This window comes from Aquibacillus sediminis, assembly GCF_005870085.1.
GTDB lineage: Bacteria > Bacillota > Bacilli > Bacillales > Amphibacillaceae > Aquibacillus_E > Aquibacillus_E sediminis.
Genome location: NZ_SZNM01000019.1, coordinates 1 through 23,280, shown reverse-complemented (window position 1 = coordinate 23,280; position 23,280 = coordinate 1). Strand labels below are relative to the sequence as shown.

Sequence of the window (23,280 nt, the reverse complement as noted above, 5' to 3'; positions counted from 1 at the left end):
CAAGACTTGTTTGAGGACTATAGAGTTACTCTAAGTCCTTTTGTTTTATAGACATTATAAACATATAGAGATTGATAGTATGAAAATGAAGATTAGGTCGAAGGGATTTGATTATGATGAGAAAGAACAGTTTTTTTTTAGTATTGACGATCGTCCTTTGTGCGTTCTTATTTATTTCTGGTTGTGCAAATCAAAAACAAAAGCATGAAAGTGAAGTTAACAAGTCACCTGCCAAACAAACAGATTTTCTATTAGGAACAGTTGTGACTGTTAAAGTATATGACAAAGGTAAGGATGAAGTATTAGATAAAGTATTTAATCGTATTAAAGCGTTAGATGAAAAAATAGCAGATACGGACGGTTCTGAAATTAATCAGATAAATGATAAGGCGGGCATTGAACCAGTTAAAGTGTCAGGAGATATTTATAGACTCGTTGAGGCGGGAAAATCATATAGTGCGAATGCCAATGGCTCATTTGATATTTCAGTTGGCCCTTTAACAAGTCTTTGGCGTATTGGGTTCGATGATGCTAGGAAACCAGGAGAGTCTGAAATAGAAGAAGTGCTTCCACTAATAGATTATAAACAGGTTAAATTAAATAATGAAGAACAAACGATCTACTTACAACAAAATGGAATGAAATTAGATTTAGGTGCAATTGCTAAAGGGTTTATTGCAGATGAAGTTATAAAAGTATTAAAGGAAGAGGATGTAACGACTGCTATTATTGATTTAGGTGGAAATATCTATGTCCTGGGTAATAATCCAACAACAGAAAGTCCGTGGACAGTTGGTATTCAAAATCCCTTTCTAGACCGAGGAGAAATTGTAGGTAAATTGAAAGAATCAAATAAATCTATTGTTACCTCGGGAATATATGAGCGATATTTAGAGGTGGACGGTGTCAAATACCATCATATATTGAATCCTAAAGATGGTTACCCTTATTTTAATGAAATAGCAGGGGTTTCGATCATTTCAGATCAGTCTATTGATGGAGACGCATTATCAACGATCCTTTTTTCAAAAGGGATTGAAGGTGGTTTGGAATATATTAATAACATTGAAGATGCTGAAGCGATCTTTATTAGTATGGATCAGCATGTTTATCTAACAGATGGACTTAACCAAGCGTTTGAGTTAACAAATAATGAGTTTAAGCTAAAACAGTTTTAGGAGGGAGGGCTAATATATGTCGTTTCGTACATTTCTGAAATTAGTTGAGATACAAACCAAGATAGCAAGTATATTTCCTTTCTTAGTTGGAAGTTTGTTTGTGTATTATCGATATGAAACATTTAACCCATTAAATACGATGATCTTTTTTATGGCTATGCTATTATTTGACCTAACCACAACAACGATTAACAATTATATGGATTACCGCAAGGCTTCAAGCCAAACCTATCGAGAGCAGCGAAATATTATTGGACAAAAGGCTATACCAGAAAAGGTTGTTATTCTAACCATTTTTACAATGCTAGCCATAGCAACAGGTTTAGGGCTTTGGTTAGTGTTTCGCACAGACTTATTAGTATTATTAATAGGAATGATTTGTTTTGCTATTGGGATCTTTTATACATTTGGTCCGATTCCATTATCTAGAATGCCGTTAGGAGAAGTATTTTCCGGGGTGACGATGGGTTTTGGTATTATCTTTTTAATTATTTATGTTAATGGTTTCGATCAAGGGATTGCGTCTATTACAATAGCTGGTTGGGAAGTTCAATTACAAGCTAATGTGCGGTTATTAGCGGAGATTTTATTAATTTCCTTACCATGTGTTTTTACGATCGCTAATTTAATGTTAGCTAACAATATTTGTGATTTGGAAGAGGATATTAACAATCACCGTTACACGTTGCCTTATTATATAGGTAAACGCTATGCAATTATGTTATTTAACGTACTTTATGCAACTACTTTTGTATCAATTTTAACAGCTGTGCTATTTAATATATTACCTATCATAATGCTCTTGTCATTAGTCGTCACATATCCAGTTTTTAAACATGTACATCAATTTAATCAGAAGCAAATCAAAGAAATAACCTTTCCTTTAGCCGTGAAAAACTTAGTGATTGTTAATAGTGCTTCAGTTGTGATGTTAGCAGTTTCTATATTAAGTAGTATTAGTCACTAAAAGCATTATTTAGACAATGGTCTTATTAACATCAAGTGAAAAAGGGGGTATTTAATATGAAGGAACCAATTGTACAAATGGATAACATAGTATTTCGTTATGATCGGCGTATTCAACAGGAAACAATATCCAATGTTTCGCTTGCGGTTGAGGAAGGGGAAGGGCTTGCAATTGTAGGCGATAATGGTTCGGGAAAGTCAACCTTAGCACAAATGTTGGTAGGACTGTTAACCCCACAACAGGGTTCCATTCGTATTTTAGGTAAGGTATTGAATGATAATACGAAGTGGGAATTAAGACGTCAGATAGGGTTAGTATTTCAAAACCCTGATAACCAATTTGTGGGAACAACGGTTCAAGATGATATTGCATTTGGACTCGAAAATTTAAATATGCCCTTGCAAGAGATGAGGAAAAGGGTGGAACAAGCATTAGAGATGGTAGATATGCTTGAATACCGATTCCACGATCCTTCAAGATTATCTGGTGGACAAAAGCAACGGGTAGCAATTGCGGGGATCCTTGCTTTAAATCCTTCTATATTAGTATTAGATGAGGCACTCGTTATGTTAGATCCTAAGAGTCGTAGATTACTTTTATCCACCTTACATGACTTGAAACGAAACAATGGTCTTACGATTATCTCGATTACGCATGATATGGATGAGGCAGCAGCTGCCGATCGTATGGTAGTGTTGAAAAAAGGTAGGGTGGAAATGGAAGGATATCCATCAGATGTTTTTGTGAAAAAACAAGAGCTAGAAGCGCCTTTCGCTGAACGGATAAGAAGGATTTTAGCACAACATGGGTGTGGGGTGCCTAATAAATATATGACGGAACAAGAAATGGTGCAATGGTTATGGAAATAAAGTTAGATAAAGTGACAGCTGATTATCAATTGGGTCCGATGCGGACACCTAGAGTTTTAGATGCGGTTGATATAAATCTAAAGCCAGGTACATTTACTGCAGTGGTAGGTCATACTGGTGCAGGGAAATCGAGTTTATTAAAAGTGTTAAATGGACTATTACTACCAAACAATGGACAAGTGATGGTTGGTGATACAGTAATTAAACAAGATGATAATAAAAAAGCATTGAAAGCAATCCGAAAGCGCGTAGGGATGGTTTTTCAATTTCCAGAAGCACAATTGTTTGCGGAAACAGTTGAAAAAGACATCTGCTTTGGACCGTTGAATTTTGGTGTTTCGCTATCTAAGGCAAAAGAGATTGCAAGGGTCGCCATTAAACAGGTAGGATTGGATGAATCACTATTAAGTAAATCGCCATTTTCTTTGTCAGGTGGGCAAAAACGCAGGGTTGCAATTGCAGGTGTATTAGCAATGGAACCGGATATATTAGTGTTAGATGAGCCAGGGGCTGGTTTAGATCCAACAGGAAAAAAAGAAATATTATCGTTAATCTCTTCTTGGAACCGCACAAAACAATTAACAACTGTTTTAGTGACGCATGATATGGACGATGTTGCGCGTTTTGCAGATGATGTTGCAGTGATGGAAAAGGGCCAGGTTGTCTCTCATGATACGGTTAGAAACACATTTTCAAATCAAGACCAATTAGATAAGTGGCATATTGACCTCCCAAGTGCTCGACGTTTTCAATTGAAATTGGAACAGACAACTGGCTTAATACTAGCTGCTACTTGTCTTACAGAAGAGGAATTAGCAGATGCCTTAATTAAGGTGGGACTTGTATGAATAAATTAATATTAGGAAGGTATTTACCTGGAGATTCTTGGCTACATGATCTTGATCCACGAGCTAAACTTGTAGCAGGTGTGTATTTTATTTTGATACTTTTTATAGCTAACAACTGGCAAACATATGCATTGCTATGGTTATTTACATTGTTAGTGATGAAACTATCAAATATACCTTACCGTGTCTATATTCGAGGTGTTCGCCCGCTAATATGGCTAATATTGTTTACGGTGTTTTTACAAATATTATTTACTGCTGGTGGTACAATTTATATTGATTGGGGAATTATTACTATCTCTGAATTCGGACTTATTAATGGCGTATATATTTTCTTCCGTTTTGTTATGATTGTCTTTATATCAACGGTCGTCACGCTAACAACTAAACCAATCGATTTAACAGATGGAATAAATGCATTATTACGACCATTAAAGAAGTTTAAAGTTCCGGTGGATGAATGGTCCTTAATGTTATCGATCTCGTTACGCTTTATTCCCAATTTATTGGATGAAACACAAAAGGTAATGGATGCGCAGCGTGCACGTGGTTCCGAATTTGGGGAAGGTTCATTGGTGAAACAAATGAAGACATTGGTGCCAATCTTTCTACCTTTATTTGTAAGTTCACTGAATCGAGCTGAAGAATTAGCGAATGGAATGGAAGTAAGAGGGTATCAGGCTAGTGGTACGCGTTCTACTTTTCGACAATTAAAATGGAAATTTCAGGATACAATATGTTTGATGGCCATGATTGGATTGACAATTGCATTAGTTATATTACGAACAAGTGGTGTAGCTTTTCATTAACCAATAAAAAAAACGGATGCTCTCTTGAAGAGGGCATCCGTTTTTTTTGGTATAGAAGATAGCGGCGGAGGGGATCGGCCCCCGACCTCACGGGTATGAACCGTACGCTCTCGCCAGCTGAGCTACATCGCCATATAGTGAAGCATGTCATTTAGGCACAAATAATTTTAAACAATTACCCTATTTAGCTGTCAATCTACTTTTTGGCAGTTCTGAAAAAGTATTATTGCGTCGTAGCTATATTATACGACATAACTTTATTATTACTTTTGACCATTCTTAATCACGTGAGTGCTGGACTGCGCTGCGGAAATACACCTACGCTTTCCGTGGGTGGCTGATGAGCCTCCTCGTTCGTCCCTCACTGCGGGGTCTCATCTAGGCCATTCCTCCCACAGGAGTCTCCGGTGTATTTCCTTCGCTAATTGGGGACTCTGAATTTTTGTAGAAAATGGCTTAATAAAAATTAAACAATAGACATGTTCTTCTTATGGTTAATTAACACTTTTATAATAATTGTTGAACTAACAATAAATTTTTTAATGAATGTCCTTATAGGGCACAATCTTTTATCCCAATCAGAATAGTAGAAAGTAAACTTCAGGGTTATGTCGTATAGTATTACTACTACGTGATAAAAAAAGTTTTTTGCAGTTTTCGCCAAAATATATGAAACGAGTGGTGAGGGGGATAAGGTCTAAAAAGTATGATAGCGAGGCTTGTCCATTAAATATTAATAGAAGAAATTATTTTTCACCCTGTCGAAAGGTTTTTGTAATAATTAGTTTAAAATGTTGAATTAGGTGAACAGGCCGTGAATACCGTCGAACATTTTTGAACGACTCTCTTCTTGTTTTGACAAAAAAATTTCACATCATGTGCTTTAATAATCAACAAGAAGGAGTGGTGTAGGATGATGGAGTCAGCTACAAGTAATGAATCTAAGTCAATGGTAGTTGATAATAGAAGTATGGACTCGTGGAAGCGGAAGTTGGGGGAGAAGACGAAACTATTCTTCTTAGAGAAGGGATGGCTACTACTGATCGTCGGCTTTTTATTAGGACGAGCAATTGTACTTTCCACGCTATCGCCTTTTGCCCTTTCTTTTCTCGCTTCAGTATGGTTTCTAAGGAAGGATAAATCGTTTAGAGTGATGCTCGCTACTTTAGCTGGTGCGTTAACCTATCAATTACAACACGGATTATACATAGTAGCAGCTATGCTGCTTTTTGTCGTTGTTGCTTCCTTATGTAAACGTATGAACCATCAACAACAAATAATACCAATTATTGTGTTTTTTACGAGTGCCTTGACAAGAGTTGCTCATTATTATTGGTTTGAACAACTTACATCCTATGAATGGATGCTAGCAGCTGTTGAAGGTGTATTAAGTGCTGTGTTAGTACTCATCTTTATGCAAAGTATTCCATTATTATCACCAAAAAGGTATAAACCTACGCTAAAAAATGAAGAAATTGTTTGTATGATCATTTTATTGGCGTCTGTTTTGACTGGAACAATTGGATGGCAGATCCAAGGAGCTTCGATTGAACAAATATTGTCGCGGTATTTAGTGCTTTGGTTATCTTATGTTGGTGGGGCGGCAATTGGTTCGACCGTAGGTGTTGTAGCAGGGTTGATTTTAAGCCTTGCTAGTGTTGCTAGCCTTTATCAAATGAGTTTGCTAGCATTTTCAGGTTTGCTTGGTGGACTTTTAAAGGATGGTAAGAAAATAGGCGTCAGTCTTGGACTGTTTGTCGGGACATTACTAATTGGTGTTTACGGACGTGGAATAGCAGAATTATTGCCATCAATGGTTGAATCAGCTATGGCAGTCATTCTATTTCTGTGTACACCGGAAAGTTGGATTAAAAAAGTCTCTAGATATATTCCGGGGACAACAGAGCACTCAAAGGAACAGGAACAGTATTTGCAAAAGGTTCGTGATGTAACAGCCAGTCGTGTAGAACAGTTTTCTAATGTGTTTCAAGCGCTATCGAAGAGTTTTACGTTAGAACAGCAGACACAGTTGGAAGAAGAAAAGGATCGTCAAACAGATTACTTTTTAAGTAATGTAACGGAAAAAACATGTCAAAGTTGCTTTAAAAAGGAATGGTGCTGGGCCCAACAGTTTGATAAGACGTATGATATGATGGCTGATTTAAAAGGAGATTTAGAAGAAGGGAACCATCCGAATAAGGTATTGCAATCAAACTTCGAAAACCATTGTGTTAAATCGAAAAAAGTTATTGATACGATGAAACAAGAGTTATCTTTTTTTGAAGCAAATCAGAAGTTAAAAAAGCAAGTAAGTGAGAGTAGACAGTTTGTTGCGGATCAATTACATGGTGTATCAGAAGTTATGGGTGATTTTGCAAAGGAAATCTTAAAAGAAAGAGAGAATCATGAACAACAAGAGGTTGAAATTGTCGCGGCTTTAAAACATATGGGAATGGAATTGGAAAAATTAGATATCTATAGTCTGGAAAAAGGAAACATAGATATTGAAATGAATCTATCTTTCTATAATTATCATGGAGAAGGTCCAAAACTTATTGCGCCAATGTTATCAGACATCTTAAAAGAAACAGTGGTTGTGAAGGAAGAGGAAGTATCTCCAATCCCAAATGGATATTGTTATTTATCGTTTGGCTCAGCGAAAAAATTTGTTGTCGAGATGGGAGTTTCTCATGCTGCTAAAGGAGGAGGTCTCGTTTCTGGTGATAGTTATTCGACAATGGAATTAGGTGCTGGTAAATATGCAATGGCGATAAGTGATGGAATGGGGAATGGTCAACGAGCCCATGAGGAAAGCATGGAAACATTACGGTTACTACAACAAATTTTACAGTCAGGCATCCAAGAACAAGTTGCAATCAAATCGATTAATTCTATTTTATCACTACGAACGAGCGATGAAATTTTTTCTACATTGGATTTGGCAATGATTGATTTGCACAATGCCGCAGTACGGTTTCTGAAAATTGGTTCAACTCCAAGTTTTATTAAAAGGGGAAATCGCATTCATAAAATTGAAGCTAGTAATTTACCAATTGGAATCATACAAGAATTTGATGTGGAAGTGGTAAGTGATCAATTAAAAGCCGGCGATTTATTAATCATGATGAGTGATGGAATTTTTGAAGGTCCAAAAGATGTTGAGAATGTGGATATGTGGTTGAAGAGAAAGATTAATGAGATGGAAACAGATGACCCACAGGATATGGCAGACTTGATCTTAGAAGAAGTGGTGCGAACAAGAGCAGGAAAAATTGAGGATGATATGACGGTGTTAGTTGCCAGAGTAGATAAAAATAATCCGAAGTGGGCAGCTATTCCGATCACGCATAAAGAAGCGAAGTGATATTGGGCTGATTATTGCTCATCAGTCACCCACGGAAAGCGGAGTGTATTCCCGTAGCGGCTGACTAGCACTCATCTTTTAAAGGACGGTGGGGAAATCATTTAAAGTTACGTCGGATTCTATGTTTAATGTGTAAAAAAGTTGTTTTTAGAAAAAAGCCAACCGAAAGCGTCATATAGGTATAATTTTCCTCATTATCGTCGATGATGATACCAGTAAGTATTCACTCATCATTAGGGAGTGAATCGGGAAATGGAGGAGGAGTTATACCGATGAAAAAAGGAACGTTAAAACAAATTCTATTAATTACAGACGGTTGCTCAAACAAAGGGGAAGATCCTTCAGCGGTGGCCGCCTTAGCAGCTCAACAAGGAATAACAGTGAATGTGATAGGCGTACTAGAAGATGAACAAACGGAAGATCCAACGGGGTTACAAGAGGTCGAAGAGATTGCAATGTCAGGTGGAGGCGTTAGTCAAATTGTTTATAAACAAGCACTATCACAAACCGTACAGACAGTTACTAAACAAGCAATGACGCAAACTTTACAAGGTGTGGTTAATCAGGAATTAAAACAAATATTAGGACCTAAGCAAGACTTAGAAGAGTTACCGCCAGAACAACGTGGAGAAGTAATGGAAGTAGTAGAGGATCTAGGAGAAACTAGTGACCTAGAGGTATTAGTATTAGTTGATACAAGTGCTAGTATGCATAATAAGTTGCCAACCGTTCAAGAATCATTAATTGATTTATCGGTAAGTATGAATGCTCGAATTGGACGAAACCGATTTTCTATTTTTTCCTTTCCGGGTAAAAGAAAGGATATTGATAAAATATTTGATTGGTCACCTAAACTAGATTCAATTTCATCAGTTTTTCCTAAATTAACGAGTGGTGGGATTACACCTACTGGTCCTGCACTAAAAGCAGCGATGTACCAATTCGGAAAGAAAAGCTTAAAAAGGAGCTTCTTAAGAAAAGATGAGACAAGCATCGAAGAAACAGGGGATTAACCTCCGACCGGGTAACGTCATAAGCGGAAAATGGCATCACAGAAAGTATGTAATCAAGAAACAATTAGGATCTGGTGCGATTGGATCTGTTTACCTATGCGAACATAACGGAAAATATGCCGCGCTTAAAATAAGCGATAAAAGCTCATCCATCACAATGGAAGTAAATGTGCTGAAAACATTTCAGAAGGTCCAGGGAAATCGCCTTGGGCCTTCTTTGTTAGATGTTGATGATTGGGTGGATTTTCAAGGGAATCGTTGGTCATTTTATGTGATGGAATATTTAAAGGGGAGTTCACTAGCTGATTTCCTTCAACGTCACGGGGACGAATGGCTAGGTATATTAATGTTGCAAATACTCGATGATTTGGAAAGCCTTCATCAAACTGGTTGGGTGTTTGGAGATTTGAAAAGTGATAATTTAATCGTTACACACCCACCTGCAAGATTGCGTTGGATTGATGTTGGTGGGACGACACAAATAGGAAGATCCATAAAAGAGTATACGGAGTTTTTTGATCGAGGATACTGGCAAATGGGTTCGAGAAAAGCGGAGCCTTCTTATGACCTATTCGCATTAGCAATGGTGATGATTCAATACTATTATCCCAATCGGTTTGAACGTGGAAATTCGCCAGAACGTACGCTGATGAATAAAGTTAAGCAAATACCACAGCTTCAAAAATATCAACCCACATTAAGAAAGGCCCTAACAGGTCAATATTCATCGAGCGAACAAATGAAAAATGAACTTGCTACTATTCTAATGGGACCAACTACAAAACAAACACAGTACCGAAGACCAACCAAAACTACTACAGCCAAACCTAAGACACAGTACCAAGCAAGAAATGATGATGGACAAGGGCATCCTATATTAGAAAGCGTAGGTATATGTATCGTAGTCCTGTTTTTCTACTTTTGTTATCTATTCTTGCTATAACAACATTAAGTAGAGCCTCACTGTAGGGTTTTCAAACTCGAATGAGACCCTGCAGTTAGGGGTGAAAGAGGATAAGGAAGACCTCGGCATCAATCTATTACATATGTATTCTAACGTTCGAAAAGTTTTAGGTGTTTATTCTCGCTAATTTCTTTTGTTTAGGGAAAAGAAAATGGTAGGATAGAAAGGTAGTATAAACTATATTTTAAGGTAGCGAAGTATGTTAAAGTAGGGTTGTTCATGAATGGAAAAGTAAATGATTTTATTAGAAAACATCAATTGTTTCATAAGAATGCCACGGTATTAGTAGGAGTTTCTGGTGGACCTGATTCCATGGCGTTGCTCCATTTTCTGAATGGTATTAAAACAGAATGGGGGTTTCGCTTAATCGTAATAACAATTGATCATGGATTAAGAGGGAAGCAATCACGTGCAGATGTTGACTACGTTAAATCTATCTGTAATCAGTGGGATTTAGAGTTTGTTGAAACCTTTCTAGATGTTCCATCGTATAAAAAAGTGGAAGGTAAAAGTACACAACTTGCTGCAAGAGAATTAAGGTACCAATATTTTGAAGAACAGATGAAAGTAAACGACGGTGATTACTTGGCATTAGCACATCATGGGGATGATCAAGTAGAGACAATGGTCATGAGGTTAATCAGAAGTTCCAATCCTTCCGCATTAAAAGGGATTCCTATTCAAAGAGATATTGCAAATGGGAAATTAGTGCGACCATTACTTTGTATTACGAAACAAGAGATTGAAGTATATTGTAGCGAACATGGCATCGTTCCAAGAAGGGATCCATCCAATGAGGAGGATACATATACACGAAATTATATAAGACATCAGGTTGTTCCACTTTTAATGGAGCAGAATCCACAAGTTTATGCTAGTATGCAAAGGTTAAGTGAGAGAATGACACAAGACGAAGCATACATAAATACAAAGGTGGAAGAATTTGTAGAACAAGTGATTACGTTTAAACATGATAAGAAGGAAATTACTTTTGAAATTGAATTATTTACTTCATATCCATTTGCTTTACAAAGACGGGCCTATCATCTAATATTAAACTATCTATATGATGCTATTCTAAGTGGATTGAATTACGCCCACGAAGACCATTTTTTCAGTTTGATACATAGTGAAAGAGCGAATGTAATGATGGATTTACCACATAATTTAAAAATGTCTAAATCATACCGTACTATTTGTTTTCACTTTCAGAAAACGAAACCTAAATCTTTTTTAAAACATTTGAATGTCCCTGGCAGTGTTGTGTTACCTGATGGTTCAAGCATCCATGCTAGGTTTACGACAGAAATTAATGGGAATACAAACGATGTCATGTATTTTCCTGTTCATGATGATTTAATTCATATTCCTTTAACTGTTCGAACAAGACAGCCAGGAGATAAAATGAAGGTCAGGGGACTAAATGGAAGCAAAAAGGTAAAAGATATTTTTATTGATGAAAAAATTCCTCTACAAAAAAGACAGGAATGGCCACTTGTGGTAGACCAACAGGGGACAATCTTATGGTTAGTAGGTCTTAAAAAAGGAACGGCAGAACATAGCCATAACAGTACAAGATGTTATCTTGAATTACAATATAATAAAGCCAACTAGGAGGAACAAAAGATGCACAATGATATAGAAAAAGTACTAATCTCAACGGAAGAGATTCAGGAAAAATGTCAAGAAATTGGTAAGCAATTGACACAAGAGTATGAAGGGAAATTTCCATTGGCTGTTGGTGTTTTAAAAGGTGCGATGCCATTCATGTCAGATCTTCTCCGTTATATTGAAACATATCTAGAAATGGATTTTATGGATGTTTCAAGTTATGGTGAAGAATTTCGTTCATCTGGAGAGGTGAAAATTGTAAAAGATTTAAACACGAAAGTTGAAGGAAGAGACATACTCATTATTGAGGATATTATTGATAGTGGATTAACACTAAGTTACCTTGTAGATCTGTTTAAATATCGAAAGGCAAATTCCGTAAAAATTGTAACGTTACTCGATAAGCCTGAAGGTAGAACAGTAGATATTAAAGCTGACGTATCTGGCTTCATCGTGCCAAACGAATTTGTCGTTGGTTACGGGTTAGATTATAAAGAGGCATATCGAAATCTTCCATATGTTGGAGTGCTAAAACCAGAGGTGTATGGAGGGAATTCGTAATTTGAATAAATAATCAGTAGCATTAAATCATATAATGAAAACATATGTATATGAATAGTTGTAATTAGTTGTAAACCCTTGATTTGATATGGTACCATTTACTATAGTTTTCTCGCTTGGGAGGAGGTAGGCAATGAATCGTGTATTTAGAAATGTGATTTTTTATTTTCTAATATTCCTAGTAATTATAGGAGTTGTCAGTGTATTCACTGATCAAAATAATCAAACAGAACAATATAATGTAACACAATTTTACCAAGCTCTTAATAATGGTGAAATTGAAGAGATGACCATGCAACCTTCACACGGTATTATGCTTATTACTGGTGAATTAGCAAATGAAAGTACATTTTCAGCAAAAATCCCCAACAATCCGGATATTGTTAAAGATGTGACAGAAACTGGAACAGAACAAGGGAATCTACAATTTGATGAAGAGGAACAGCCTAGTGGATGGGTGACATTCCTTACCACAATGATTCCGTTTGTTATTATATTTATCTTATTCTTCTTCTTGCTTAACCAAGCACAGGGTGGCGGAAGCAAAGTAATGAACTTTGGTAAGAGTAAAGCGAAGATGTATAGTGAAGAGAAGAAGAAGGTAAGATTTAAAGATGTTGCCGGTGCAGATGAGGAGAAACAAGAACTTGTAGAAGTTGTTGATTTCTTAAAAGATCCTCGTAAATTCGCAACAATCGGTGCAAAAATTCCAAAAGGTGTTTTACTAGTGGGTCCTCCAGGTACAGGTAAAACATTACTTGCTCAAGCAGTAGCGGGAGAAGCAGGCGTTCCGTTCTTCTCGATCAGTGGTTCTGATTTCGTTGAAATGTTCGTAGGTGTAGGGGCATCTCGTGTTCGTGACCTATTTGAAAACGCCAAAAAGAATGCACCTTGTATTATTTTCATTGATGAAATTGATGCTGTAGGTAGACAACGTGGTGCTGGTGTTGGTGGTGGACATGATGAACGTGAACAAACACTAAACCAGTTACTAGTTGAGATGGATGGTTTTGGTGAGAATGAAGGGATTATCATTATCGCTGCGACAAACCGTCCAGATATTTTAGACCCTGCATTGCTTCGTCCAGGTCGTTTTGACCGTCAAATTACAGTCGATCGTCCAGACTTAAAAGGTCGTGAAGATGTACTTAAAGTTCACGCTCGAAACAAACCGTTAGCAGAAGATGTTGAATTGAAAACCATCGCAATGCGTACACCAGGATTCTCGGGTGCAGACTTGGAGAACCTGTTAAATGAGGCTGCATTAGTGGCAGCAAGACATGATAAACAAAAGGTTGAAATGGAAGATATCGATGAAGCGATTGATCGTGTCATCGCTGGTCCTGCTAAGAAGAGTAGGGTTATATCTGACAAAGAACGAAATATTGTTGCATATCATGAAAGTGGACATACTATTATTGGTATGGTACTTGATGAAGCGGATATGGTACATAAAGTTACTATTGTTCCGCGGGGGCAGGCAGGTGGTTATGCTGTCATGTTACCGAAGGAAGATCGTTACTTTATGACAAAACCAGAATTGTTTGATAAGATTACCGGTTTATTAGGTGGACGTGTGGCTGAAGAAATTATATTCGGAGAAGTAAGTACTGGAGCAAGTAATGACTTCCAGCGTTCCACAAACATTGCTCGTAAAATGGTTACAGAATATGGTATGAGTGATAAAATTGGTCCACTACAATTCGGCGGTGGTGGTGGTCAAGTGTTCTTAGGTAGAGATATGCAAAACGAACCTAATTACAGTGACTCCATTGCTTATGAAATTGACCAAGAAATCCAGAACTTTGTGAACTATTGTTATGAACGTGCTAAAACAATCTTAACGGAAAATAAAGATAAGTTAGAATTGATTGCACAAAAATTGCTTGAAGTAGAAACGCTTGACGCGTCGCAAATAAAGTCATTGTTTGAAGAAGGAAAAATGCCTGATCCAGTTGTTTCCGAACAAGATGGTGAAGGAAATAGACAAGAAACAGTATCTTCATCAGAAGATAGTGACGATGTTAAAGTAAATATTAACAAGAAAAATGAAGATGAAACGGAAGATGACACGAAAGAATAAGTCTTCCTATGCTAAACAACCTTCCTGTCGCACAGGAAGGTTGTTTTATGTTTAGTCTTTTTTAGCATGGTTGCTCTTTTGAGTGTCGTAGTAGATAGTAATTCCGACGTAATTGATTTTTGTAAATTACTTTTTCCTGATTTAAATTGAGTGCTAAAAGATCGCTTCGGTAGAATACTCCGCTTATGGGCACGGCCTCGGTCCAACACGATGTTGGTCACGCAGGCGTTGCCACAGGACGTGGCGATGTTAGCCTACGTTCCTTAATCCAAGTGGATCTTCAGCTCGCGCTGTTCCATAGGACAAGGAACGCTACGGCAACGATACATCGCACGAAGAATTTGGCTTTTTATTTTCTTCGTATTCTACCTACGCTATAGTGATGTTCTGACGTCAGATAAGATACTTAAGCAATAGCTGAGTCTGAGTGTATTTCCGCAGCGGTAATTTAGCGCTCATTTTATTAAGAAAGGAAGAAAGCTTAATAAACTTACGTTGGGGTCTATATTTATTGTGACAATCAAAACAGTCAATGCTTAAATGAATAAGGTTGTTTTACTTGATAACAATCGTGTATGTTGTATAAAATAACCTAGATATTGTCGATAGCTTAAATATGATATGATGAACGTGGAATACTAAAAAGAACGGTGGATCGCGATGATTTTTGTATTAGATGTTGGAAATACCAATACAGTGTTAGGTGTTTTTGAGCAAGGTGAATTAACCTACCAATGGAGAATTCACACGGATAGGCATAAAACAGAAGATGAATTTGCGATGGTAATAAAATCGTTATTTGAACACGAGGGACTTACCTTTTCGGATATGGAGGGTATTATCATTTCTTCGGTTGTACCTCCAATTATGTATGCTCTAGAGAGAATGTCTCACAAATACTTCAGAAAAAAACCACTGATTATAGGAGATGTTCATGTAAATTCATTTTTAAAAATGAATTATCCGAGCCCTAGTGAAATAGGTGCTGACCGAATTGTTAATGCAGTTGGGGCAATTAAAGAGTACGGTTCTCCAGTTATTATCATTGATTTTGGTACAGCGACAACATTTTGTTATATCAATGAAAAGGATGAATATGAGGGTGGCGTGATTGCACCAGGTATAAATATTTCTCTTGAAGCATTGTATTCAAATGCAGCAAAATTACCAAAGATAGAAATAAAAAACCCTGGTGATGTTCTAGGTAAGTCAACTGTAACAGCAATGCAATCAGGAGTGTATTTTGGATATATTGGACAAGTAGATGAAATCGTTAGACGGTTAAGTTCACAATCACAGAAGGAACCAAAAGTGGTAGCAACAGGAGGTTTGGCATCATTAATTGCCAAAGATTCAAAAACGATTGATCAAGTGGATCACGCCCTAACATTAAAAGGGCTACATCTTATTTATCACAAAAATATCAATGAACATAAATAAAGGAGAAGGGTACACCATGGAAGATTATTTAATAAAAGCAACAGCCTTTAAAGGAACGGTAAGAGCTTATGCCGTGCAATCAACAAACACTGTTGAAGAAGCAAGAAGACGTCAAGATACATGGGCAACGGCCTCTGCAGCTCTTGGAAGAACAATTACAATTACAGCGATGATGGGAGCAATGTTAAAAGGGAAAGATAATTTAACGGTGAAGTTAGAAGGAAATGGACCAATTGGAGCTGTTGTCGCTGATGGGAATGCGAAAGGGGAAGTAAGAGGATATATTTCCAATCCGCATGTAGATTTTGATCTGAATGAAAAAGGCAAATTGGATGTGGCGAGAGCTGTTGGGACTCAAGGGAACTTAAGTGTTGTAAAAGACTTAGGATTGAAGGATCATTTTACAGGACAGGTTCCAATTGTATCGGGTGAAGTAAGTGAAGATTTCACGTATTATTTTGCAACGTCTGAACAAGTCCCTTCTGCAGTTGGTGCGGGTGTATTAGTTAACCCTGACCATACGATTCTTGCTTCTGGTGGGTTTATACTCCAAGTGATGCCAGGTGCACAAGACGATACAATTGATCAAATTGAAAAAAGAATTGGTTCCATTCCTCCAATCTCTAGGTTAATTAAGGAAGGAAACTCCCCTGAGGAAATTTTAACTAAATTATTAGGAGAAGATGTTAAAATTCATGATAAAATGCCTGTGCAGTTCTCATGCCGTTGTTCTAAAGAAAGAATCGAACAGGCTATTAAAGGACTAGGAAATGAGGAAATAGACAAAATGATTGAGGAAGATCATGGAGCAGAGGCGACTTGTCACTTTTGTAACGAGATATATTCGTTTAATGAAGATGAGTTACAAGAATTAAAATCCGAATAGGGAGAGAGAATGCATGACGCGGAAGTACTTATGGGGAGTTATTATCCTTCTGCTTCTCACTAACTTGATTACTATTGCGATATGGATGAATGAAAGAACAGGAACTCACCAACAAGGTACGTTGCCAAAAAATGTTGATAAAAATGAATCGGTTGCTACGATTGATGATCAAACGATATCCTATGAAAAGTGGATGAGCAGCTTAGAAAGCGATCGTGGCAAAGAAGTGTTAAAAGATTTAATTAACCAAGAGGTTGTCTTTCAATTAGCAGATCAAGAAGGAATTGAAATTCAAGATAAACTGATTGAGAGAGAACTTTCCTTTTTATTTACCATGCAGGACAGGTTGGATCAGCAAGAAATAACCAAACATGAACAACAGTGGAGAGAAGAAATTAGGTACCGTTTATTGTTAGAAGAATTGCTCACAAAAGATATTTCAGTTTCTGAAGATGAGATCGTTGATTATCACACCAAATTTAGTGAACAATATGAGTTTGATGAGTCAATTCAACTGTCACATATTGTTGTTAGTAACATGGATACTGCTGAAAGAGTAATAAGTGAACTGGAATCAGGTGCTAGCTTTGCATCTTTAGCAAGAGAATATTCGGTTGATGAAGACACTAGAAATAGTGGTGGGTATTTAGGCTTTTTTGCCAGTGGAAGTAACTATTTATCGACCGAGTATTATAATCAGTCACAAGAAATGGAAGAGCATACGTATAGTAAACCAATTGAAGTTGGTAATAATGTAGCGATTATTTATTTGCACCGTTATTTGCCTGCTATTACCTTTTCGTATGAAGAAATCAAACCCCAAATCAGAAGAGAAATTGCACTTGAAGAGATGGGAGAAGTCATTTCAGCTGAACAATTATGGGACCAGTTTGATATTGATTGGGTGTATGAATAAAATTAAAAGCTAAGTATCCGTGGGATGCTTAGCTTTTTTGATTGTCCTTGAAAAGGCGGATTGTGTCATAAATTAAAAATTTGTCGATTTTTTTATATAAAATCTTCTAAAAATTCCGAGTAAATCGGTTGATTTTTTTAGGATTATAGCGTACTCTATTATTAAATCCAACAAAAATACTAGGAATTAGGGGTGGATAAAATGAAAGTAGCACAATCTATTGCAGAATTAATCGGTAATACACCAATTGTTAAACTAAACCGTACAGCCGAAGCAGACAGTGCAGAAATTTATGTAAAGTTAGAGTTTTTTAATCCAGGGAGCTCTGTGAAAGATCGTATTGCGCTTGCCATGATCGAAGCTGCTGAAAAAGAAGGAAATCTAAAAGAAGGCGATACCATTATCGAACCAACAAGTGGAAACACAGGTATTGGTCTTTCGCTTGTAGCCGCAGTTAAAGGGTACAAAGCTGTGTTGGTAATGCCGGACACAATGAGTATGGAACGTCGTAATTTACTTCGTGCATATGGAGCAGAACTTGTACTTACGCCGGGGGCAGAAGGTATGAAAGGTGCGATTAAAAAAGCGGAAGAGCTTCAGCAAGAACATGGATACTTTATGCCGCAACAATTTAATAATGAAGCAAACCCTGAAGTTCATGCACGTACGACAGGTAATGAGATTGTGGAACAAATGGGCGATCAATTAGATGCCTTTGTATCTGGTATTGGAACAGGTGGAACGATCACTGGTGCAGGTAAAGTTCTAAAAGAAAACTATAAAGATATTAAATTATATGCTGTTGAACCAGAGGATTCACCAGTTCTATCGGGTGGAAAAACAGGACCACATAAAATTCAAGGTATTGGAGCAGGTTTTGTTCCTGAGGTATTGGATACAGATCTTTATGACGAGGTTATTCAAATTAGTAATGAACAAGCATTTGCTGCATCTCGAGAAGCAGCTCGTAAGGACGGATTGCTAGGTGGTATTTCTTCAGGTGCTGCTATTGAAGCAGCCAAGCAAGTTGCTAAAAAATTAGGAAAAGGTAAGAAAGTATTAGCAATAATTCCTGACAATGGAGAAAGATACCTTTCTACACCGCTCTATCAGTTCGACGATTAATAGACTTAGCTAGGCTCCTACATATTGTGGGGGTCTTTTTTTATGGTAATTCGATGACACAGAATAATCTGCGTTTACAAATTGGTAAAGCTACAATTACTCACCTCTTACCTTTGAATCTTCGATGATGACCACTGCTCCTAAACAATAATAACAAACCACCTCATGTGTAAAAGTAATTCATATGTCGCTACGCTACATTATGTTGTTATTGCATATGAAATGAACTACAAGTGAAAAAGGTGTAAAATAAAGACTGACTTTAAGATAAGGCGGGATTTTGATGACATTCCAATTAGCGACAAAAGAAGGTAGTTTGAACTTAAATGAAAAAACTTATGTAATGGGAATCCTAAATGTAACACCAGATTCATTTTCTGACGGCGGCAAATATAATCAGTTAGATATTGCTGTGGAAAAGGCAATAGAATTAGAAAAAGCAGGGGCAGACATGATTGATATTGGGGGAGAATCTACTCGTCCAGGGTTTGAACCTGTATCAGAAGAGGAAGAAATAGAACGTGTGGTTCCAATTATTAAAGCAATCAAACAAGCAGTAGGTGTACCTCTTTCTATTGACACGTATAAAGCGGAAACGGCTAAACAAGCACTTGAAGCAGGTGTGTCGATTATTAATGACGTATGGGGTGCGAAGTATGACCCTAAAATGGCTAATGTGGCAGCAAACTATCAAGTTCCAATTATATTGACGCACAATCGAAATAATCGAGTATATACATCACTGATTGATGATGTGATTGCAGATTTGGAAGAAAGTATCGATATCGTACAAAAAGCAGGCGTGAAAAAGGAAAATATAATTTTAGACCCTGGAATAGGTTTTGCTAAAACGGCTGATGATAATTTAATGGTAATGCGACAAATGGAGAAAATAGCGGATATGGGATATCCGATTTTACTTGGTACCTCGCGTAAATCAATGATCGGAAAAGTATTGGATGTGCCTGCCGATCAGAGGGATGAGGGAACAGGAGCTACCGTTTGTTATGGTATTACAAAAGGGGCAAATATTGTAAGAGTACATAATGTTGATTTAACAGTTAAAATGACGAAGATGATGGATGCAATGATCGGCAAAGGCGGGAAGTAAATGGATAAAATATATTTAAATAAGATGGAGTTTTATGGATTTCACGGCCTTTTTCCAGAAGAAAATAAGCTGGGGCAACGATTTTACGTTGATTTAGTCCTAGAAACAGACTTAAAACAGGCAAGTATATCTGATAAGATGTCGGATTCGATTGATTATGGACAGATTTTTCAAGTTACAAAGGAAATTGTAGAGGGGCGCCCGAGGAATTTGGTTGAAGCTGTTGCAGGCGATATTGCTGAAAAACTACTTGAAACATTTAAACAAATAAACGGCTGTTGGATTAAAGTATATAAACCAGATCCGCCGATAGCAGGGCACTATCAATCAGTTGCCGTGGAGATTTATAGGGAGCGGGAGGATCATCATGAATGAAGTCTATATTGCGCTTGGATCCAATATTAGCCCTAGATATTCGTATTTAGAAAAGGCGATTGATTTGCTAACGGAATCGAAGCAAGTTCATGTTGAAGCAAAGTCCTTCATATATGAAACAGAACCAGTTGGTTTTACCGACCAAAAAAATTTTCTGAATATGGTAGTGAAGATTGCAACAAATCTAAAACCATTGGAACTACTTGATTGGTGTCAGTCTATCGAACGAAAACTTGACAGAAAAAGGGTAATAAGATGGGGTCCCCGTACAATAGACCTTGACATATTGTTGTACAATCAAGAAAATATTAAAGAAGAGCGATTAATTGTTCCGCACCCACGAATGCACGAGCGTGCTTTTGTATTAATACCTTTACAAGATATAAACCGATCGACCATCGTCCCTACTGTAAACAAAAGCGTTTCAACTATACTTAATCAGACTTCAGTAAAAGAAAAAAAGGGAGTAATCAAATGGACACCAACGATTGGGGAAGAAGAATAAGAGCGTTCAGAAAATTAAAAGGTTATACTCAAGTACAATTTGCTAAAGGTGTAGGGATTTCAGTCTCTGTTTTAGGTGAAATAGAGAGAGGGAACAGAAAGCCAACAGAAAATCAACTAGAATATATGGTTGATGTGTTAAATATATCGATTGGCGAACTATATCCAAGTTCGAAAAAATAATATGACCGGTCGAGAGCATTATGAAATCTATCGAATTATTATTGTATAGCCTAGTATTTTGAAACAAGAGAATGAGTGAATGATCCATCTCCAACGGATAAAGTGAACTTCATGCAGATAGTTTGATCCGTTGAAAAGGAGAAAAGTAGCTATAATGGGAATGAGAAAGTACGAATAAAATTAACTACATGGAAGCAAGAGAAGCATTTGAAGATGTTTTGTTCTCATACATTTAGCAACTAGAAGCTCAAATAAAAGTTTCGTAAAGGGTTGGACGTTGACACGTTGACACTCATTTTCTATACTAAAATATAAGTGAATGGCTGCCAGTGGCTTCTGGCAGTCTTTTAAATATTGTTTTCCAAATGAGACCTTTTATTGTACGACAAGTACATATAATAGAGTGATTAGTTATTCGTATTACCTCCAGTTGCTAACTGGTGCAAATTCATAATTGGAGTGAAAACTATGACGGAAGAACTAAATGATCATATGCAAGTCCGACGAGAAAAGCTTGAAGGGTATAAACAGAAAGGTGTTGACCCATTTGGTGATAAGTTTGAACGTACGCATATGGCAGAAGAGTTAAAACAAGCGTATGATGAATTTACGAAAGAAGAACTTGAAGAAAAACAGATTGAAACCACTATTGCAGGTCGAATTATGACAAAGCGTGGTAAGGGTAAAGCAGGATTTGCTCATGTTCAAGATTTAAGTGGTCAAATTCAATTATATGTACGAAAAGATACAGTTGGTGAAGATGCCTATGATCTATTTAACACAGTCGATCTAGGAGATATTGTCGGTGTGACAGGTGTGGTTTTTAAAACCAAAGTTGGCGAATTGTCTGTTAAGGCAAAAGAATTTACGATGTTAACCAAATCATTACGGCCACTTCCTGAAAAATTTCATGGTCTAAAAGACGTTGAGCAAAGGTATCGTCAGCGTTACCTTGATTTAATTACAAATCCAGACAGTAAAGATACTTTCATTACACGTAGTAAGATCATTCAGTCCATGCGACGCTACTTAGACAGCAAAGGGTTCCTTGAGGTGGAAACACCTATGATGCACGGAATAGCTGGCGGTGCATCAGCAAGACCATTTATAACACATCATAATGCCTTAGATATTGAGTTGTATATGAGAATTGCAATTGAGTTGCATCTTAAACGATTAATTGTAGGTGGAATGGAAAAAGTTTATGAGATAGGTCGAGTTTTTAGAAATGAAGGTGTGTCTACTCGTCACAATCCTGAGTTTACCATGATTGAGTTATATGAAGCATATGCTGATTTCCACGATATTATGTCATTAGTAGAAAACATGGTTGCTCATATTGCTAAAGATGTAATTGGAAGTACTACGGTTGTTTATGGGGAAGAGCAAGTAAATCTAGAGCCGCAGTGGACAAGACTACATATGGTTGACGCGGTAAAGGAATATACAGGTGTTGATTTTTGGAAGCATATGACTGATGATGAAGCGAAGGCTCTAGCGAAAGAACATAATATCGAGATTCAAGATACGATGACTTTCGGCCATATTGTTAATGAATTCTTTGAGCAAAGAGTAGAAGAGAAATTAATACAGCCGACGTTTGTTTATGGGCATCCAGTAGAGATATCGCCACTTGCTAAGAAAAATCCAGAAGATGCTCGTTTTACAGATCGCTTTGAATTATTCATTGTTGGTCGTGAGCATGCGAATGCGTTCTCTGAGTTAAATGATCCAATTGATCAAAGAGAACGTTTTGAAGCTCAAGTAAAAGAAAAAGAACAAGGTAACGACGAGGCGCATGAAATGGATGAAGATTTCTTAGAAGCGTTAGAATACGGTATGCCGCCGACTGGTGGTTTAGGTATAGGGATTGATCGATTGGTTATGTTATTAACAAATTCACCATCGATTCGTGATGTTTTATTATTCCCACAAATGAAAAATAAGTAATGGTAGAAAGATAACGGGATCTTGTTGTTGTAGACAAGACCCCGTTATCAAAATAAACAACAAATCGACGAAGAATATTGTTACTAGTTTTAATAATGGCATATTATACGTTTAAAAATCGTTCATATGTGAAACTATAAATAAAAAAGACTAAAATAGTTGTTGCAATTAATAATAAAACATGATAAATTATAAAACGTTGTTAAGGGAATCACTGATGAACGAAATAGTTGATTAAAAAACATTTCAAAAAAGTTGTTGACCCATAAACAACAACGTGGTATATTAATTGAGTCGCTTTGATGACGAGGCGATAACGCATTAAAAAAAGTTGTTGACACAACAACGATAACTTGATATACTATAAAAGTTGTTGCGAAACAACGCTTTAACTATTTTGATCTTTGAAAACTGAACAAAACAACCAGTATGAAACAGATCAGGTAAAACGTTTCATTTATTTGAAACAGACTACCCTGAATCAATTTTTAAAAGCTAGTTTTTGAAACGAGCAAGCAAGCTC

General features: G+C 36.9%; 20 protein-coding genes and 1 tRNA gene. 20 read left to right on the top strand and 1 reads right to left on the bottom strand.

Annotated features, from left to right (window positions below; genetic code table 11):
* The first annotated feature begins 116 nt into the window (after positions 1–116).
* Genes FCI53_RS15615 through FCI53_RS15595 form a run of 5 tightly spaced genes read left to right on the top strand, consistent with a single transcriptional unit; the run spans position 117 to position 4,671 of the window.
* Complete coding sequence (locus tag FCI53_RS15615; protein ID WP_138419985.1) at positions 117–1,178, top strand: FAD:protein FMN transferase; 1,062 nt, start codon at positions 117–119, stop codon at positions 1,176–1,178.
* A gap of 16 nt (positions 1,179–1,194) precedes the next feature.
* Positions 1,195–2,145: a 1,4-dihydroxy-2-naphthoate polyprenyltransferase gene (gene menA, locus FCI53_RS15610; RefSeq protein ID WP_138419984.1), complete on the top strand. Its 951-nt coding sequence runs from the start codon at positions 1,195–1,197 to the stop codon at positions 2,143–2,145.
* 56 nt (positions 2,146–2,201) lie between these two features.
* Positions 2,202–3,014: an energy-coupling factor transporter ATPase gene (locus tag FCI53_RS15605; RefSeq protein ID WP_138419983.1), complete on the top strand. Its 813-nt coding sequence runs from the start codon at positions 2,202–2,204 to the stop codon at positions 3,012–3,014.
* Positions 3,005–3,862, top strand: coding sequence for an energy-coupling factor transporter ATPase (locus FCI53_RS15600; protein WP_138419982.1), 858 nt, complete (start codon positions 3,005–3,007; stop codon positions 3,860–3,862). Before FCI53_RS15605 ends, FCI53_RS15600 begins: the two co-directional genes overlap by 10 nt.
* Positions 3,859–4,671: an energy-coupling factor transporter transmembrane component T family protein gene (locus FCI53_RS15595; protein WP_138419981.1), complete on the top strand. Its 813-nt coding sequence runs from the start codon at positions 3,859–3,861 to the stop codon at positions 4,669–4,671. The genes FCI53_RS15600 and FCI53_RS15595 overlap by 4 nt, the downstream gene beginning before the upstream one ends.
* Before the next feature lie 59 nt (positions 4,672–4,730).
* Here FCI53_RS15595 and FCI53_RS15590 read toward each other — a convergent pair.
* Positions 4,731–4,803, bottom strand: a tRNA-Met gene (locus FCI53_RS15590).
* A gap of 784 nt (positions 4,804–5,587) precedes the next feature.
* Here FCI53_RS15590 and spoIIE point away from each other — a divergent pair.
* The 15 genes from spoIIE to lysS all read left to right on the top strand — a co-directional run bounded on the left by spoIIE (position 5,588) and on the right by lysS (position 22,757).
* Entirely contained in the window at positions 5,588–8,035 is a 2,448-nt protein-coding gene (gene spoIIE, locus FCI53_RS15585) for a stage II sporulation protein E (RefSeq protein WP_138420026.1), read from the top strand.
* Between the two features lie 272 nt (positions 8,036–8,307).
* Entirely contained in the window at positions 8,308–9,048 is a 741-nt protein-coding gene (locus FCI53_RS15580) for a vWA domain-containing protein (protein ID WP_138419980.1), read from the top strand.
* Positions 9,017–9,991, top strand: coding sequence for a serine/threonine protein kinase (locus tag FCI53_RS15575; RefSeq protein WP_138419979.1), 975 nt, complete (start codon positions 9,017–9,019; stop codon positions 9,989–9,991). The genes FCI53_RS15580 and FCI53_RS15575 overlap by 32 nt, the downstream gene beginning before the upstream one ends.
* 240 nt (positions 9,992–10,231) lie before the next feature.
* Entirely contained in the window at positions 10,232–11,626 is a 1,395-nt protein-coding gene (tilS, locus tag FCI53_RS15570; RefSeq protein WP_138419978.1) for a tRNA lysidine(34) synthetase TilS, read from the top strand.
* Between the two features lie 12 nt (positions 11,627–11,638).
* Complete coding sequence (gene hpt, locus FCI53_RS15565) at positions 11,639–12,184, top strand: hypoxanthine phosphoribosyltransferase (RefSeq protein WP_138419977.1); 546 nt, start codon at positions 11,639–11,641, stop codon at positions 12,182–12,184.
* A 133-nt stretch (positions 12,185–12,317) separates the two neighbouring features.
* Positions 12,318–14,267 (top strand): ATP-dependent zinc metalloprotease FtsH, encoded by a 1,950-nt coding sequence (gene ftsH, locus FCI53_RS15560; RefSeq protein WP_138419976.1) that lies wholly within the window; start codon positions 12,318–12,320, stop codon positions 14,265–14,267.
* Positions 14,268–14,927: 660 nt separating this feature from the next.
* On the top strand, positions 14,928–15,707 hold the full coding sequence (locus FCI53_RS15555) for a type III pantothenate kinase (RefSeq protein ID WP_138419975.1): 780 nt from the start codon (positions 14,928–14,930) through the stop codon (positions 15,705–15,707).
* A gap of 16 nt (positions 15,708–15,723) precedes the next feature.
* Complete coding sequence (gene hslO, locus FCI53_RS15550) at positions 15,724–16,593, top strand: Hsp33 family molecular chaperone HslO (RefSeq protein WP_138419974.1); 870 nt, start codon at positions 15,724–15,726, stop codon at positions 16,591–16,593.
* 13 nt (positions 16,594–16,606) lie between these two features.
* A complete protein-coding gene (locus tag FCI53_RS15545; RefSeq protein ID WP_138419973.1) occupies positions 16,607–17,509 on the top strand; it encodes a peptidylprolyl isomerase in 903 nt (300 codons plus the stop codon).
* Between the two features lie 201 nt (positions 17,510–17,710).
* Positions 17,711–18,634: a cysteine synthase A gene (gene cysK, locus FCI53_RS15540; RefSeq protein WP_138419972.1), complete on the top strand. Its 924-nt coding sequence runs from the start codon at positions 17,711–17,713 to the stop codon at positions 18,632–18,634.
* A 277-nt stretch (positions 18,635–18,911) separates the two neighbouring features.
* A complete protein-coding gene (gene folP / locus FCI53_RS15535) occupies positions 18,912–19,745 on the top strand; it encodes a dihydropteroate synthase (RefSeq protein ID WP_425457187.1) in 834 nt (277 codons plus the stop codon).
* Entirely contained in the window at positions 19,746–20,120 is a 375-nt protein-coding gene (gene folB, locus FCI53_RS15530; protein ID WP_138419970.1) for a dihydroneopterin aldolase, read from the top strand.
* Positions 20,113–20,625, top strand: coding sequence for a 2-amino-4-hydroxy-6-hydroxymethyldihydropteridine diphosphokinase (folK, locus tag FCI53_RS15525; RefSeq protein ID WP_138419969.1), 513 nt, complete (start codon positions 20,113–20,115; stop codon positions 20,623–20,625). Before folB ends, folK begins: the two co-directional genes overlap by 8 nt.
* On the top strand, positions 20,595–20,807 hold the full coding sequence (locus FCI53_RS15520; protein ID WP_138419968.1) for a helix-turn-helix domain-containing protein: 213 nt from the start codon (positions 20,595–20,597) through the stop codon (positions 20,805–20,807). Before folK ends, FCI53_RS15520 begins: the two co-directional genes overlap by 31 nt.
* Before the next feature lie 468 nt (positions 20,808–21,275).
* Positions 21,276–22,757: a lysine--tRNA ligase gene (lysS, locus tag FCI53_RS15515; protein WP_138419967.1), complete on the top strand. Its 1,482-nt coding sequence runs from the start codon at positions 21,276–21,278 to the stop codon at positions 22,755–22,757.
* Positions 22,758–23,280 lie beyond the last annotated feature (523 nt).

What these genes read in the sequence shown, in the direction of transcription:
- hpt (WP_138419977.1), top strand. Translation starts at nt 11,639, where the DNA reads ATGCACAATGATATAGAAAAAGTACTAATCTCAACGGAAGAGATTCAG.
- FCI53_RS15555 (WP_138419975.1), top strand. Translation starts at nt 14,928, where the DNA reads ATGATTTTTGTATTAGATGTTGGAAATACCAATACAGTGTTAGGTGTT.
- lysS (WP_138419967.1), top strand. Translation starts at nt 21,276, where the DNA reads ATGACGGAAGAACTAAATGATCATATGCAAGTCCGACGAGAAAAGCTT.
- ftsH (WP_138419976.1), top strand. Translation starts at nt 12,318, where the DNA reads ATGAATCGTGTATTTAGAAATGTGATTTTTTATTTTCTAATATTCCTA.
- FCI53_RS15600 (WP_138419982.1), top strand. Translation starts at nt 3,005, where the DNA reads ATGGAAATAAAGTTAGATAAAGTGACAGCTGATTATCAATTGGGTCCG.
- FCI53_RS15615 (WP_138419985.1), top strand. Translation starts at nt 117, where the DNA reads ATGAGAAAGAACAGTTTTTTTTTAGTATTGACGATCGTCCTTTGTGCG.
- FCI53_RS15520 (WP_138419968.1), top strand. Translation starts at nt 20,595, where the DNA reads ATGGACACCAACGATTGGGGAAGAAGAATAAGAGCGTTCAGAAAATTA.
- spoIIE (WP_138420026.1), top strand. Translation starts at nt 5,588, where the DNA reads ATGGAGTCAGCTACAAGTAATGAATCTAAGTCAATGGTAGTTGATAAT.
- FCI53_RS15545 (WP_138419973.1), top strand. Translation starts at nt 16,607, where the DNA reads ATGACGCGGAAGTACTTATGGGGAGTTATTATCCTTCTGCTTCTCACT.
- tilS (WP_138419978.1), top strand. Translation starts at nt 10,232, where the DNA reads ATGAATGGAAAAGTAAATGATTTTATTAGAAAACATCAATTGTTTCAT.
- FCI53_RS15595 (WP_138419981.1), top strand. Translation starts at nt 3,859, where the DNA reads ATGAATAAATTAATATTAGGAAGGTATTTACCTGGAGATTCTTGGCTA.
- menA (WP_138419984.1), top strand. Translation starts at nt 1,195, where the DNA reads ATGTCGTTTCGTACATTTCTGAAATTAGTTGAGATACAAACCAAGATA.
- folB (WP_138419970.1), top strand. Translation starts at nt 19,746, where the DNA reads ATGGATAAAATATATTTAAATAAGATGGAGTTTTATGGATTTCACGGC.
- FCI53_RS15575 (WP_138419979.1), top strand. Translation starts at nt 9,017, where the DNA reads ATGAGACAAGCATCGAAGAAACAGGGGATTAACCTCCGACCGGGTAAC.
- FCI53_RS15605 (WP_138419983.1), top strand. Translation starts at nt 2,202, where the DNA reads ATGAAGGAACCAATTGTACAAATGGATAACATAGTATTTCGTTATGAT.
- FCI53_RS15580 (WP_138419980.1), top strand. Translation starts at nt 8,308, where the DNA reads ATGAAAAAAGGAACGTTAAAACAAATTCTATTAATTACAGACGGTTGC.
- hslO (WP_138419974.1), top strand. Translation starts at nt 15,724, where the DNA reads ATGGAAGATTATTTAATAAAAGCAACAGCCTTTAAAGGAACGGTAAGA.
- cysK (WP_138419972.1), top strand. Translation starts at nt 17,711, where the DNA reads ATGAAAGTAGCACAATCTATTGCAGAATTAATCGGTAATACACCAATT.
- folK (WP_138419969.1), top strand. Translation starts at nt 20,113, where the DNA reads ATGAATGAAGTCTATATTGCGCTTGGATCCAATATTAGCCCTAGATAT.